The following is a 15,340-nucleotide window of genomic DNA, read 5'->3' as shown; positions in this document are numbered from 1 at the left end:
AAATGAAAACTTTATCATTAATTAATACTAATTTAGTTTCAGATTCTGACATACAATTATTGTCACCAGTGAATCTGGCGGGTACTGATTTACATTTAGGGATAGTGGAAGTTGACGAGCCACATTTTGATCCAAATCATGAAGATAACCGAAACTTTGTGCTAGTTAAAGTAGATGCGTTTTCATGTAATTACAGAGACAAAGCATTAATATTAAAATCGGCTTTGAAGATGGCTGGAAGTACAGGAGTAGATTCACTTCCTTTTGCTTTCTTTGGTTCAGATTTTGTCGGCAGAATCATAAAAAAAGGTACTGATGTAGATCACTTTGATATAGGAGACAGAGTTATCCCTGATTGTGCTTATCCAGAACCGCCATTCCCTAGTGTTGCACCAGGCGTTGTAACTAACGAAGCTTCAAAAGGATGGTTAAGATTACACAAATCTAAGCTGATAGGTATCCCTGATTTTATGGATGATGAAATTGCAGCTTCCTATTCTATAGGAGGACAGACCTCCACAAGTATGATAAGGAAGACAGGTGTTCAAAAAGGTGAGAAAGCACTTGTTCTAAGTTCACGGTCGAATACTTCAATGTTTATTTTAAATGGTTTAATCTCAAAAGGTATTGAAACAACAGCCCTCACGACATCAGACTGGTCAGAAGATGAGAAGAGACTCATTTCTCCTACAAGATTATTTAAAATAGAAAGAGGAGCAGCTGACTGGTCTGAATATTCCGACTTGGGCAAATTTGATGTAATCTTTGATCCTTATTTTGATTTACATCTTATTAATGCAATTGATCTATTAGAACAAGGCGGACGTTATATTACATGTGGATATAAAAATCAACATCCACATTTTGTTGAAGCTAGTGATAGGAAGACTGATTCAGAACGGATACACAAAAGTATGCTTACTCTAACAATTAATAACTTATCAATTATAGGTAATTGCATCGGCACATCTGATGATCTAAATAAGTCAATAGAAAAATTTGACCCGAATAAATTTATTGTTCCAGTTGATAATACATACTCAATAGAGAATGGAGACAAATTTATAGAAAGAACTTATAATAGAAATACTCGTTTAGGGAAAGCGGTATTGATATATAGATAAGTTAGCAAAATAGTCAAAATTCAAATTCTATTGTATTAATAGAGTTCTATAGATCATATTGTTTAAAAACATACATGAAATAGTTGAAGTATTTTTTTCCGGCAATTTCAGAAGGAGCTCTTCATTTAAGAACTCTATCAGTGTAATATATTATCAGCTAATCTATATTAGATGTGAGTACTCTTTGGTCATCGCATGGTCAGTAAATCGGTAAACAATAAACTGCTTTATATTTATTAGCCATCTTCAGGCATAGAAGATGGCTATTTTTAAGTTGAAATACTTGCTTTTTAGGATCTGTATCATTCTCTTGCCAGCAACTAAATTTGATTAGGAGCATTCCTTAATGTAAGTTATAAAGATATTGATAAAGTAATAGATGATCTAAACCATGTATACTTAATAAGAAAGTGAATGGTGGTATTGCAAGATCAGGAAACAAATTAAAAGGAAAAAGTATTGATAGAGGTACTGGTAAAAACCAGTTTAGATTTTTAAAGTATTACTTATAAAAGCATGTTATCATATGAATGTAAGATTTTATGATGAGCACCAATAACCCTTTATAGCTTGCTAAATTTGGAGTCTAATATAGTAGTGACTGGCAGCGACAATTGATGAAGCTATGGCAAGGCTTGGTTTTATGTCGTCTATCTAAAATAAACAAATCTTAATTAGATCTGGATTTCGGCAGAATGAACAGTGCTGATTTCTGGGTCTTTTTCATAGGCAGTCTTTGCTCTGACTGTCTTTTCTCGAATTACTCTTCTTTCCCTTTTCAATAATCTTAGTTTTAGTAGTCGGAAAATAGAGGAGAAGAATAGCGAAAAAAGAACATTACTGATTTAAAGATAGTTAAAATGGGATATACTCAATAAAACTAATTATTCGTTTCCGCAATTCAGTAATCTGAGCAATACTAAGTATGTGAGAGCCGATTGTCCATGAATATTCTATAGAAATCTAGATCTAACCTTCCATTTCTTAGTCAGTTTTTCTTTTCCATTCCTAGTTATACGTATTAATCAAAAAATTCACTATCGATTGATAAAAAGAGCTTAATCATGCTATAAGTGTATAGCAGACAAGGAACTGTTTTATTTTAGGGATATCGGTTTTTGGTATTCATAATGAAAGGATTTGAATTTGTTATGATAGATAATTTCTGGCGTGATTTACCACGACCATTTTTTGTACTGGCACCAATGGAAGATGTGACGGATGTTGTGTTTCGCCATGTTGTGAGTGAAGCCGGCAGACCTGATGTGTTCTTTACGGAGTTTACAAACTCAGAAAGTTACTGTCATCCAGATGGAAAGGATAGTGTACGCGGCCGTTTGACTTTCACGGAGGATGAACAGCCAATGGTTGCACATATATGGGGAGATAAGCCTGAAAACTTCCGCCAAATGAGTATTGGTATGGCGGAACTAGGGTTTAAGGGTCTAGATATTAATATGGGCTGTCCTGTGCCTAATGTAGCGGGCAATGGGAAAGGTAGCGGCCTTATTTGTCGTCCTGAAGTTGCCGCAGAATTAATACAAGCTGCAAAAGCAGGGGGACTGCCTGTAAGCGTGAAGACAAGGCTTGGTTACACGGATGTAGACGAATGGCGCAACTGGCTGACACACGTATTGAAACAGGACATTGCTAATCTTTCCATTCATCTGCGTACAAGAGCTGAAATGAGTAAAGTGGATGCGCATTGGGAACTGATCCCGGAGATTAAGAAGCTTCGTGACGAGGTGGCGCCAGATACACTGTTGACAATCAATGGAGATATCCCTGACCGTCAAACTGGCTTGAAACTTGCTGAACAATACGGTGTTGATGGGATTATGATTGGGCGTGGCATTTTTACAAATCCATTTGCCTTTGAAAAGGAGCCGAAAGAGCATAGCAGCAAAGAATTGCTGGATCTCTTAAGGCTGCATCTCGATCTTCATGATCAATATTCAGCATTAGAAGCCCGTCCATACAAGCCCCTACCTCGCTTTTTCAAGATTTATCTCCGTGGATTCCGAGGCGCAAGTGAATTAAGAAACCAATGCATGAACACAAAGTCAACAGATGAAGTGCGTGCATTGCTCGATGAATTTGAGGAAAAGTATCTTGACGGTGCGGAGCTAAAGTGAAAAATTGTTCCAATTCAAGGTGAGCGGAGCAGGGATATTAAACGGGTATAAATGCGGTATTTCGCCGGATTATTCCTGCCGGTTGTCATCATTTGAAAAACTGCCGAGAAATTGTTGAAATCTTATAAGAATCAAGATAGCAGGGATCATTGTCCTTGCTATCTTTTTTTATCTAAAAGGATAAGATAAAATACATGGTAATAATAGGGGCTGCAATGAAGGGGGGATTTGATGAAAGAATTTCCTATAATTGAAACAAAAAGATTGATTTTAAGAGAAGTAAACGTTGAAGATGCCAAAGATATGCTACTCTATCTTTCAGATCAAGATGTTGTTAAGCCAATGGGGTTAGAACCCTTTGAAACAACTAGTGATGTTTGTAAAGAGATTAGGTGGTATAAATCCATATATGAAAAAGGTACAGGAATCAGATGGGGAATTACACTTAAAGATTCTGGCATAGTAATAGGAAGTTGTGGATTTCTTAATAGACTTGCAAAACATTATCGAGCTGAAGTTGGGTATGAATTAAGCAAAGATCACTGGAGAAAAGGAATAGTCAGTGAAGCATTAGAGGCTGTCGTCAAATATGGATATAACCACTTGCAGCTGGAAAGAATTGAAGCTCTTATTGAACCTTCTAATATCCCATCGATAAAACTAGTAGAAAAACAAGGTTTTAGCAGAGAGGGCTTGCTGAGACATTATGAATTTACTTGTGGTACATTTGAAGATTTATATATGTATTCAATCATCAAAGGAGATTTTACATCTGGAAGGTAAAAATGAATTTTACCTAATGCCTCTTTCACATAATGTGAGGAACTAACTGCGGGATATGGAAAACCATTATATGAAGCAGAAATAGGGAGAGAAAAATGAAAAGACTATGCATCATCCCCTGCGGCAAGAAAAAAATCTGGGACGTCCAGCCTGATACCGGGCCGGTAAGGGCGGAGGACGCCTATCTCAGCCCGTTTCATCAGGCGTGCGAGCGGTATGCGAAAGCATTTTTCGATGAGTGGGTGATTTTGTCGGCGAAGCACGGCTTTCTTCGCCCTGTTGATATCGTATCGGGAAATTACGATGTGACTTTTGGTACCGCTCATCCGGAGATCATGACAACAGAGGAGCTGCGCCGCCAATTTTGCGAAAAAGGCTTTTCCGACATCGAAGAGCTTGTCATGCTTGGTGGAAAAAAATATCGAAGCGTCCTAAACGCCGTGATCGGCGAGCATCAGCATATCAACTGGCCGCTGTCACCGTACAAAGGCATTGGCTACATGCTTCAAGCACTGAACCGGGCTGTTGAAGAAAAACAAGAATTGTAGCACAACATATCAAGGAAAGAGTGTGAACATGAAAAAACTTGTGGTTGGCTTGATTGCCATTGTGGTATTCGGATGCGGACTATATATCTATCATGTATGGTTCGGTAACCCATTTACGAAAAATGCCGCAGAGCAAAAGCTTGTCTCTTATGTGAAACAAATCTATCCTAAAAAAGAAATCAAGATCACGAATGGGGTATATAACGCTAAAACCTCTGAATATGTATTCCAAGCAAACACCCAATCTCATCGCTACCCAATGTGTACGAAGGGATTTCTCCATCCTAAAGTAACGTGCGATGGAATTGAAGAAGCGTATACTGAATCACTATCAAAACGTTTAAATGGAGAAGCATCGAAGGGAATCGAAGCAGACCTGAAAAAAGCGGTTCCGCAAGTCATAAAAGCTGATGCTGCTTTGAGTATCGAAAACGGCCAGTTCACGTTAGAACAAAATGGAACAAACAGCTCGCTGAACAAGCATCTATGAGCATGACGATTCAGTTAGATGCAAGCGGGGTATCAAAAACAGATGCCGCAAAGATGGCGGAAACAGTCAGAAAAACGCTTAATGAAACGGAATATACATATGCAAACGGCATCATAGACTGTATGCAGAAGGACGGGGACGGAGGTATTGGGTATGTCAAATATTCAATTGATTTTCTTCCGGAAACAGCTATTCAGCCAAACGATGCAGAGGAATTAGGCAGTTAAAGATTTCCGAGGAAATAAATACGTCGATCATTGTCAAAGACCGGGTGATGCCCGGTCTTTTTTGCATGCTGTAAAACGAGACGAATGAATCAGTTTGAGACAAAACGAGACACCTGTCTCAAACTGTCTCCAGTGTAAAAATGAAACGACTGATTTTACGGGCTCCAAAGACTGGCACGCTTCTTGCATTTATAAACGTGAACCCTAATTAGAAGGAGGCGCACAAAATGGAATTGTTAAAACGAGAAGGCTTGTTATTAACTGAGGAGAAAGCGCTGTGGATGTACCAAAAGATGCTGGAGATCAGGGGCTTTGAAGACAAAGTGCATGAGCTGTTCGCCCAGGGAGTGCTTCCCGGATTCGTTCATTTATACGCCGGTGAGGAAGCCGTGGCTGTAGGGGTGTGCGCTCATTTACATGATGGCGACAGCATTACAAGTACGCACAGGGGACATGGCCATTGTATCGCCAAAGGCTGTGATCTGGACGGCATGATGGCGGAAATTTTCGGGAAAGCGACCGGATTGTGCAAAGGCAAGGGCGGATCTATGCATATTGCCGATCTCGATAAAGGCATGTTAGGGGCTAATGGAATTGTAGGGGGCGGATTTACGCTTGCATGCGGATCAGCGCTCACCGCTAAATATAAACAGACTAAAAATGTAAGCGTTTGCTTTTTTGGGGATGGAGCAAATAACCAAGGTACTTTCCATGAAGGGCTGAACTTAGCGGCAGTATGGAACCTTCCTGTCGTATTTGTTGCTGAAAACAACGGCTACGGCGAAGCAACCCCATTTGAGTACGCGTCGGCCTGTGATTCAATCGCCGATCGGGCGGCTGCCTATAACATGCCGGGAGTGACGGTGGACGGAAAAGATATTTTAGCAGTTTACCAAGCAGCGGAGGAAGCGATTGAAAGAGCAAGAAACGGCGGAGGCCCGTCTTTGATCGAATGTATGACCTACAGAAATTACGGCCATTTCGAAGGGGATGCCCAAACGTATAAAACGAAGGATGAAAGAGCTGAGCACCTTGAAGAAAAGGATGCCATTCAAGGCTTTAAAAACTATCTTTTAAAAGAAACAGATGCCAATAAACTGTCAGACATTGAACAGCGTGTTAGCAAATCGATTGAAAAAGCCGTCTCGTTCAGTGAAGACAGCCCATATCCGAAAGAGTCAGAGTTGCTGACAGACGTCTACGTGTCATATGAAAAAGGGGGAATGTGAGATGGCGAGAGTCATAAGCATGTCAGACGCAATCAATGAAGCGATGAAGCTTGCGATGAGAAGAGACGAAAATGTGCTTTTGATCGGTGAGGATGTCGCCGGGGGAGCGGCAATCGATCATTTGCAGGATGATGAAGCATGGGGCGGCGTGTTAGGAGTCACAAAGGGGCTTGTACAGGAATTCGGGCGCAGCCGAGTGCTGGACACACCGATTTCTGAGGCAGGCTATATGGGTGCAGCTATGGCTGCGGCATCAACCGGGCTGAGACCGATTGCCGAGCTGATGTTTAACGATTTTATCGGCACGTGCTTTGACCAGGTGATTAACCAAGGGGCGAAATTCCGCTATATGTTCGGAGGAAAAGCGCAAGTGCCGATTACCGTCCGCACCACATACGGAGCGGGGTTCCGGGCAGCTGCCCAGCATTCACAGGCGCTGTATGGCCTTTTCACCAGCATCCCGGGGCTGAAGACGGTTGTTCCTTCTAATCCGTATGATGCCAAAGGCCTGCTGCTTGCAGCAATCGAAGACAATGATCCGGTGTTCTTCTTTGAAGACAAAACGTCCTATAACATGAAGGGCGAGGTGCCGGAAGATTATTATACAATTCCGCTTGGAAAGGCGGACATCAAACGCGAAGGCGGCGATGTCACGCTATTTGCAGTCGGCAAGCAGGTCAATACCGCGCTTGAAGCGGCGGCGAAGCTTTCAGAGAAAGGCATCGAAGCCGAGGTGCTGGATCCCCGCAGTCTGTCTCCTCTGGATGAGGAAGCGATTTTCACATCGTTAGAAAAAACAAACCGGCTGATCATCATTGATGAAGCCAATCCGCGATGCAGCATTGCCACGGATATTGCAGCGATTGTCGCCGACAAGGGCTTTGATTTGCTTGATGCGCCGATTAAACGGATTACAGCGCCGCATACACCAGTGCCGTTTTCACCAGTGCTTGAAGATCAATATTTGCCAACACCAGATCAAATTGTCAGCGTCACGCTTGAATTGCTTGGCGAGCCGGCAATGAATTAAAGGGGGGACACAAATGGCGGTAAAAGTAGTGATGCCAAAATTGGGAATGGCCATGAAACAAGGGGAAGTATCGATATGGAATAAAAAAGTAGGCGACCCGGTTGAAAAGGGAGAAAGCATTGCCAGCATTCAATCGGAGAAAATTGAAATGGACATCGAGGCGCCTGAAAAAGGAACGCTGATCGATATCAAAGTAAAAGAGGGGGAGGAGGTCCCGCCCGGCACAGCGATCTGCTACATCGGGGACGCCAATGAATCGGTGCAGGAAGAGGCGAGCGCGCCTGCTGCTGAAGACAGTGTGCCGCAAGCCGTCCAGCCCGTCAAACAAGAAAGCAAACCCGCAGCCTCCAAAAAAGAACGAATCAAAATATCTCCAGTTGCCAGGAAAATAGCAGAAAAGGCAGGATTAGACCTGAAACAGCTGAAAGGTACTGGACCAGGCGGACGAATCGTAAAGGACGACGTGACAAAAGCGCTTGCTGAACAGAAAAATGATCGGACAGAGCCGGTTTCTGAGCAGAAGGCGCAAGAAACGCCGGTGACAGGCATGAGAAAAGTTATCGCGGCCAGAATGCAGGAAAGCCTGGCAAACAGCGCGCAGCTGACGATTACGATGAAGGCTGATATCACCAAGCTGGCAGCCCTTCAAAAACAGCTTTCTCCAACAGCCGAAGAGCGGTACGGCACAAAGCTGACGATCACTCATTTGGTCTCAAGAGCTGCCGTTCTCGCTCTGCAAGCTCATCCTGCGCTGAACAGCTTTTATCAAAATGAGCGCATCATCACACATCCTCATGTGCACCTCGGAATGGCTGTGGCCTTGGAAAATGGATTAGTTGTGCCTGTGATCCGCCATGCTGAAAAGAAATCGCTGATTGAACTGGCTCAATCCATCTCAGAAAATGCAAAAAAAGCACGCGAGGGACGGGCGGGAAGCGAAGAGCTGCAAGGCTCAACCTTCTCCATTACTAACCTTGGCGCTTTTGGAGTGGAGCATTTTACGCCGATATTAAATCCGCCGGAAACAGGCATTCTCGGTATCGGAGCAAGCTATGACACGCCGGTGTATCAAGGAGAGGAGATTGTCAGAAGCACGATTCTTCCGCTCAGCCTGACATTTGATCACAGAGCGTGTGACGGCGCCCCTGCCGCAGCATTCCTGAAGGCGATTAAAATAAATTTGGAAGAACCGGCAGCATTAATTTTATAGGAAAAGCAGGTGAAGACGACATGACACTAGCCATTATCGGCGGCGGACCTGCAGGCTATGCGGCTGCGGTCTCTGCGGCACAGCAGGGCAGAAACGTGCTGCTCATTGACAAAGGCCAGCTTGGGGGAACCTGCCTGAATGAAGGCTGCATCCCGACGAAGTCTTTGTTAGAAAGCGCAAACGTTCTTGACAAAATCAAGCATGCCGACCACTTTGGAATTGAACTTCCAGCAGGTGAGATATCGGTTGATTGGAGCAAAATGCAGAACCGAAAACAACAGGTTGTCAGACAGCTTGTCCAAGGTGTTCAATACTTAATGAAGAAAAATCAAATACAGGTTGTGAAGGGGAAGGCCTCCTTTCTTTCTGACAGAAAGCTCTTGATCGAAGGAGTGAACGGAAAAGAAATCAGAGAGGCGGACCAAGTATTGATTGCATCCGGATCAGAACCGATCGAGCTGCCATTCGCGCCGTATGACGGCGAATGGATCATCGACAGCAAGGACGCGCTTTCTCTTTCTGAGATTCCGTCTTCACTTGTCATTGTCGGCGGCGGTGTTATCGGCTGTGAGTATGCCGGGCTGTTTGCCAGACTGGGATCGAAGGTGACCATCATTGAAACAGCCGGCCAGCTGATCCCGGCTGAAGATGAAGATATTGCCCGTCTGTTTCAGGAGAAACTTGAGAAAGACGGTGTTGAAGTGCATACCTCATCCCGGTTAGAGCGGGTGGATCAAACGGCCAAAACAGCAATATGGAAAAGCGGGCAGCGGGAGTTTAAAACGAAGGCTGATTATGTACTCGTGGCGATCGGCAGAAAACCTCGTCTTGACGGATTACAGCTGGAGCAGGCTGGAGTTGATTTTTCTCCAAAAGGTATTCAGGTAAACGGTCACATGCAGACGAACGTGCCTCATATTTATGCGTGCGGAGACGCAATCGGAGGCATTCAGCTGGCCCATGCGGCTTTCCATGAGGGCATTATCGCTGCTTCTCATGCTTCCGGAAGGAATGTCAAAATAAATGAGAAACATGTGCCCCGTTGCATTTATACATCACCGGAAATCGCGTGCATCGGAATGACAGAACAACAAGCAAGAAGCGTATACGGGGATGTGAAGATTGGCGAATTTCCTTTTTCCGCAAACGGCAAGGCGCTCATTAAACAGCAAGCGGAAGGAAAGGTCAAAATCGTGGCAGAACCGGAATTCGGCGAAATCGTCGGTGTCTCAATGATTGGTCCTGATGTGACCGAGCTCATCGGTCAAGCGGCTGCGATCATGAATGGTGAGATGACCGCTGATATGGCGGAGCATTTTATCGCCGCCCATCCAACACTGTCGGAAACATTGCACGAGGCGCTGTTAAGCACGATCGGGCTTGCAGTACATGCATAATAAAGGAAAAAGCAGGCGTATGGATATAAGGCGCCTGCTTTTTTATTGTTGAAAGCGCTTTATTTTTCCCCTACAATAGATGAAAACGGCGTGTAAGGGAGGAGCGATCAAGGAAATGAATTCGGTCCCAAACGATTTGCAAACCTGGAAACGTTTTGTGAAAGACGGTGTGCTTGACGAAGCCCGATTAAGAAAGCGGATCGCCGAGTCATGGCATCGCTGCAAAAAAGCTGAGGTCAATCCTTATTTAGAAAAAGGCCCGAAGGTTTTACAGCAAACGGAGCTGGATCAGCAGTCAAAAAAACATTCATTCTTCCTGACGACCGCACAGCTTTACCTCGAAAAGCTGCTGCCTGCCATAAAAGAAATGGAAATGATGGCACTGTTAATTGATTCTGACGGTGTTGTTCTCGCATTGGACGGCCATCCCCGTGCGCTCTATGAAGCCAAACGCATCAACTTTATCGAAGGCGCGTGCTGGACGGAAACGGCTGTCGGAACAAATGCGATTGGCACGGCGCTCCACATCAGTGAGCCGGTTGCAATACAAGGATCAGAACATTACTCAATCGCTTCCCATCACTGGAACTGTTCAGCCGCTCCGATCCACCATGAGGATGGCAGTCTTGCAGGTGTGATTGACATATCGTGTCCGGCGGCAGGGGCGCATCCTTATATGCTCGGTATTGCCACGGCGATCGCCTATGCCGCGGAACGGGAACTGGCAGCTAAAAGCCGTGAGAAAGAGCTAGAGCTGATCAGCCGTTTTGCGGATAGAGCTGCATCCCGTGTGCCGATGGTGCTCTGCAATACCAAACAGCACATCATCAGCGCGAGCATACCGATTCGAACCTCAATGCCGGATTGGCAGGGCCGGCACCTGTATGAGGTGAAGGAACGGGGCTTTTTAATCGAAAAAGCCGTCACCATAGGGGATGGCGGCACTTGTTTTTATCTGTCGGAACAAAAGAAAAAGAAGGCGTTTCGATTCAATGGAGTCATCGGGCAAAGCGGCCGATCGCAAACAATGCTGAAGAACCTTGAACGAGCGGCTGCGGCGGATGCAACGGTCTGTCTGTCGGGGGAAACTGGCACGGGGAAGGAAGTCGCAGCCCGCGCGCTTCATGAAAACAGCGAGAGGCGGCACGGCCCGTTTGTTGCTGTCAATTGCGGAGCGATCCCGTCTGATTTGATTGAAAGCGAGCTGTTCGGCTATGCGGAGGGCGCTTTTACGGGAGCAAAACGAAACGGCTACAAAGGCGCCTTTCAAAAAGCGAATCAAGGCACCTTATTTTTAGATGAGATCGGAGAAATTTCCCACTCGATGCAGGTTGCGCTTTTACGGGTGCTTCAGGAACGTAAGATTACACCGGTTGGCGGGACGAAAGAAATTCCGGTTGATATCAGAGTCATTGCCGCCACACATTGTGATTTACGCGAGCTTGCCGAAAGCGGGAAAATCAGAGAGGACTTGTTTTACCGCCTTCATGTCTATCCGATCGAGCTTCCTCCTTTACGCGACCGCCCCGAGGATATTCCAGACCTCTTTCAGTACTACAAACAGAAGAATCATTGGCCTGGCGAACTTCCCCCTGCTTTTTTGGATGTGCTGAAGCAATGGAGGTGGCCGGGGAATATTCGCGAGCTGTTCAATGTGTTTGAACGTCTTTCCATCAGGTTTCCGGACGGCCGGCTGAGGGATGAGCCGCTTACGGCTTTACTGGAAGCCGCAGGACTGCCGATCAGCCCGGCAGAAAAAAAGCCGGCTGCTGCCGGCGCGCTGACCCTTCGTGAGCAAATCCAAAAAGACATCATCATCAAGGCGCTTGAATCCGCACAAGGAAACGTCTCTCAAGCTGCCAAAATCAGCGGGATACCCCGGAGCACTTTCTACAAACGTCTGAAAAAATTCAATTTATTCGCTAAATCATAAAGCATACTTCCTTCAAGAAATGGAAACGTTATGTATGAAGGAGGGTGTTAGAATGAATAGTCAAAGGGCGAAAGAAATTGTAGAATCTCCCGACATGAAGAAAGTAACATATAACGGAGTTCCTATTTACATTCAGCACGTGAATGAAGAAAACGGAACAGCGAGAATTTATCCGCTTGATGAACCTGAGCAGGAGCATGAAGTACAGCTGACCAACTTAAAAGAGGACTAAACTAAAATGGCCCGCTTCATAAGCAGGCCATTTTGTTATCCGCGCGGCGCAAATAAAATCACACAGACGCCGATGAGACAAATGAATGCGCCGATCCAGTCATAGAAATCAGGTATTTTCCGGTCGACAAGCCATCCCCATAGAACCGCAAGCGCGATGAATACCCCGCCATATGCGGCGTATACACGGCCGAAGGAAGGGAAGGACTGAAACGTCGGAAGAATGCCATATACAATCAGGATCAGCGCTCCGGCGATCCCATAGCCGACTGGCTTTGCTTCTCTCAGCCACAGCCAAACTAAATACCCGCCGCCAATTTCGGCAAGCCCCGCCGCGAGAAATAATAGAATGGTAATCAGCATCACGCGCACTCCTCAACTTGCTTTTATCTTTCATTATAAAGGAGGAGTGCTGTTAAAGCTTCGGATGATTCTCAAATTCCTTCAAATACGCCTTTCGCTGAATCTCCGTAAATTGGCCGATCCAATTGTTTTTCGCCTCATCACTCAGATGGGGGAGGATATAGCGTTCCACCGCTTCAAAAAACAGCGGATTGGCGATAATATTCCAGGTAGGGATGCGAACGACCTTTCCGTCAGTTTTCTCAATGATGATATCCTCAAAAAAGATCCCTTTCAGACTGTAATGATGCCGTCCCATATAAATCCGTTTGATCTCAGAAAAACGCGCACTGCGCTTTCTCGAGAAGATCTCGCCATCAGGCCCGGTCTTTACACTGAAAATGACATTTCCCCGGCTTGTAAATGCCGGGAAAGCCATAAAAAATGTGATCAAGCCATAAACAATTGCCATTAATCCGCCGCCCAAATAAAGCAGGGAATACTTAGATTCAAATGTAAGAGCTTCAGACACCAGCCACACCCCTGCAATAAAAGCGCCCCCTGTGGCGAGGAACAGCCATATTCTAAAAAACATTCTGCTTTTGACCTTAATTACTTCATTGTTTTTCAATTGCTATTCTCCTTTATCGCTCTTTAGCAAAAAAGTATACCTTTTATAACATCCTTATTTGCTGGTACGATAGAAAATTCATTTTGAGTAATGCCTGTTACCAGCCAAGTATGACGGCTGCCAGGCAAGACGAAAGCCATGTCGGCCACTTCCGGCGAATTGTCTTTGTCATAAACAAGACGCATCAGTGTATCCATTTTCCCTTTTCGCAAAGCCAGATCATTTACAAATCGGGTAACGTCCTCTTGATGGTCATGTTTTTCAAGGAATTCTTTTAGGTAAGAGGGGTTGTCTGAAGCGCCCTCTAAGAGCTTCTCAAATTCATTTGATGTCAATCTCAGAAGCAAACCTCTGCTATTCTCTTCCTCTACTATATGTAAAAATTCATCTGTCTTAGTAAGCAGGCCTTCATTCGATTCTAGTTTTGTAATGCGGTGGACTTGCTCGTCAAAAAGGAGTTCGTGAGAGTAAGTGCCGAATTTTGATACGTGGCAGGACACATTCTGTTCAGCGCCTTGCCCGTTAAATTTAGAAAGCTTCACTGTATAGTCAGCGTCGTTTAATACATGGATAAACGGACAGTACTCGTCCTTTAACCGATATTGATGATTCCGAAATTCCGCGGCATCCTTGGCTAAGAGTGAGCGGCACGCCGCTTCAAACAAAGCGCCGAGCTGTTCATCTTCTATCTCTGGAAAATAGGCCTGCTTCAAGGCCATTCCCTGTTCAAAAAACCCTTCGCTATAAAAACAAAATAAGAGTTCCTCTATGCTGATTGTAAACTGCTTCATTCATTATTCTCCTATCCAAATGAAAATTTCCCTTTAAGGAAATGGGTTGCGCCTTGTATAAGCGAGTCCGCTGTTTTCTTTGCTGTTTCCATTCCTTTTTTCGCGTTGTCTATCCCTTTATGTATCGTTTGATTCGCCGCATCTATCCCATCATTTACTGATTTGACGACTTTGCCGGCTGATTCCAATCCTTTCTTGGCAGTATCAACGACAGCGTGAATCGGTTCTTTCAGCTTTACAGCTGCTTTTTCAGCAAAGCCTGATGTGAATTTTGCGATTTTTTCTCCCACAAAACCTCCTACGGCTGATCCGATTGTGCCTCCGACTACTGTACCAACAGGGCCTAACACACTTCCAAGGGCACCGCCGACGACAGCGCCTGCCGTTGCCCCTCCTGCGATGAAAATAGTATTATTCACAGCATTCCCGACGGCCTTGGCGTTTTCACGCTTGAGAACTTCCGGTTTGTCTTGGTATTTTGCGTAATTTTCAGCAATTTTCAAGCCCGCTCCGAACGTTTCAGTCGCACCGGTGATCAGTGTGGCGGTAATGGCATTTCCTTTTGCGAATTTCAAGCCCGTTTTTCCGACATCCTTCAAAGTTGAGCGTACGCCGGCTTCATTAAGAAATCCTCTTGTGTAGCTTCTGACACTGTTTGAAAAATCCACCGTATCCTGAGGGAAGTACTTTGTAAACTTTTTATGTACCAAATCTGAAAATGGCCGGTTTGTCTTTTTAAACAAATATTTAGGATTCAAAAGCACTCTGGCCGCTTTTTGATAATGTGAGCTGTCAACGGCCCTGGAAATGTCCAACAGAAGCTTTGAGTGCCGGGCGGTATGTAAGCCGCTTGGCTGTTTCACAAACTTTGTAAGCCCTAATCCGTAGTATTTTCCCTGAGTCAGCATAAGGGCGGTTAAGCTTGTCATCGTGCCGTATTTGTCGTAAGCGTTATAAAGCTTTCGCAAAATATCATCTTGTTGAACAAACTTGTCGCTCGTTTTTCTGATGAAAATCTCATTGTCACTCAGTTTGGTGACGAGCGCTTTCCCTGAGCTCCACGCATCGCCGACTCCGGAAAAACAGCTGCTGTAGCGGGGATCGCATTGCAAAATCATCTGCCCCAGCTCCAAATGCAGTTCCTTATATTTGTTTTCCATATCGGTTAATTCAGTGACAACATCATTTGCCAGCTGTTCGAGCTTATCCGGATCAACTGCAATGTTTCCTGACACACTG

General features: G+C 44.8%; 14 protein-coding genes and 1 pseudogene. 11 read left to right on the top strand and 4 right to left on the bottom strand.

Annotated features, from left to right (window positions below; all coding sequences use genetic code 11):
* The first annotated feature begins 2 nt into the window (after positions 1–2).
* The 11 genes and pseudogenes from AC0C66_RS19520 (at position 3) to AC0C66_RS19470 (ending at position 12,338) form a co-directional block, all read left to right on the top strand.
* Complete coding sequence (locus tag AC0C66_RS19520; protein ID WP_072183715.1) at positions 3–1,124, top strand: quinone oxidoreductase family protein; 1,122 nt, start codon at positions 3–5, stop codon at positions 1,122–1,124.
* 1,151 nt (positions 1,125–2,275) lie between these two features.
* A complete protein-coding gene (locus tag AC0C66_RS19515; RefSeq protein ID WP_072182520.1) occupies positions 2,276–3,259 on the top strand; it encodes a tRNA dihydrouridine synthase in 984 nt (327 codons plus the stop codon).
* 231 nt (positions 3,260–3,490) lie between these two features.
* Entirely contained in the window at positions 3,491–4,042 is a 552-nt protein-coding gene (locus tag AC0C66_RS19510) for a GNAT family N-acetyltransferase (RefSeq protein WP_088679806.1), read from the top strand.
* Between the two features lie 95 nt (positions 4,043–4,137).
* On the top strand, positions 4,138–4,590 hold the full coding sequence (locus AC0C66_RS19505; RefSeq protein WP_072182472.1) for a DUF6884 domain-containing protein: 453 nt from the start codon (positions 4,138–4,140) through the stop codon (positions 4,588–4,590).
* Positions 4,591–4,618: 28 nt separating this feature from the next.
* A pseudogene (locus AC0C66_RS19500) lies at positions 4,619–5,307 on the top strand (YfjL-like protein).
* Between the two features lie 227 nt (positions 5,308–5,534).
* Entirely contained in the window at positions 5,535–6,536 is a 1,002-nt protein-coding gene (gene acoA, locus AC0C66_RS19495) for an acetoin:2,6-dichlorophenolindophenol oxidoreductase subunit alpha (protein WP_461845952.1), read from the top strand.
* A 1-nt stretch (position 6,537) separates the two neighbouring features.
* Positions 6,538–7,566: an acetoin:2,6-dichlorophenolindophenol oxidoreductase subunit beta gene (gene acoB / locus AC0C66_RS19490; protein WP_087987735.1), complete on the top strand. Its 1,029-nt coding sequence runs from the start codon at positions 6,538–6,540 to the stop codon at positions 7,564–7,566.
* 13 nt (positions 7,567–7,579) lie between these two features.
* Positions 7,580–8,776 (top strand): acetoin dehydrogenase complex dihydrolipoyllysine-residue acetyltransferase, encoded by a 1,197-nt coding sequence (acoC, locus tag AC0C66_RS19485; protein WP_072182476.1) that lies wholly within the window; start codon positions 7,580–7,582, stop codon positions 8,774–8,776.
* A 20-nt stretch (positions 8,777–8,796) separates the two neighbouring features.
* A complete protein-coding gene (acoL, locus tag AC0C66_RS19480) occupies positions 8,797–10,173 on the top strand; it encodes an acetoin dehydrogenase complex dihydrolipoyl dehydrogenase (RefSeq protein WP_461845953.1) in 1,377 nt (458 codons plus the stop codon).
* 115 nt (positions 10,174–10,288) lie between these two features.
* Positions 10,289–12,106, top strand: a complete 1,818-nt coding sequence (locus AC0C66_RS19475) for a sigma-54-dependent Fis family transcriptional regulator (protein ID WP_461845954.1) — start codon at positions 10,289–10,291, stop codon at positions 12,104–12,106.
* A 52-nt stretch (positions 12,107–12,158) separates the two neighbouring features.
* Entirely contained in the window at positions 12,159–12,338 is a 180-nt protein-coding gene (locus AC0C66_RS19470) for a small acid-soluble spore protein H (RefSeq protein ID WP_003239795.1), read from the top strand.
* A 35-nt stretch (positions 12,339–12,373) separates the two neighbouring features.
* Here the strand turns inward: AC0C66_RS19470 and AC0C66_RS19465 are convergent, their stop codons facing one another.
* The 4 genes from AC0C66_RS19465 to AC0C66_RS19450 are packed head-to-tail and all read right to left on the bottom strand — an operon-like array spanning position 12,374 to position 15,336.
* A complete protein-coding gene (locus AC0C66_RS19465) occupies positions 12,374–12,703 on the bottom strand; it encodes a YnfA family protein (protein WP_072182479.1) in 330 nt (109 codons plus the stop codon).
* A 49-nt stretch (positions 12,704–12,752) separates the two neighbouring features.
* Positions 12,753–13,310: a YfjD family protein gene (locus tag AC0C66_RS19460; RefSeq protein WP_161490084.1), complete on the bottom strand. Its 558-nt coding sequence runs from the start codon at positions 13,308–13,310 to the stop codon at positions 12,753–12,755.
* A gap of 23 nt (positions 13,311–13,333) precedes the next feature.
* Positions 13,334–14,101 carry a hypothetical protein gene (locus tag AC0C66_RS19455; RefSeq protein ID WP_072182480.1) on the bottom strand — a complete coding sequence of 256 codons (768 nt, stop codon included), beginning with the start codon at positions 14,099–14,101 and terminating at the stop codon, positions 13,334–13,336.
* A gap of 11 nt (positions 14,102–14,112) precedes the next feature.
* Positions 14,113–15,336 (bottom strand): hypothetical protein, encoded by a 1,224-nt coding sequence (locus AC0C66_RS19450; protein ID WP_014113069.1) that lies wholly within the window; start codon positions 15,334–15,336, stop codon positions 14,113–14,115.
* Positions 15,337–15,340 lie beyond the last annotated feature (4 nt).

The organism is Bacillus sp. VA13 (assembly GCF_055710085.1).
The sequence above is the reverse complement of the archived record's forward strand: the minus strand, read 5'-3'. Positions and strand labels throughout refer to the sequence as shown.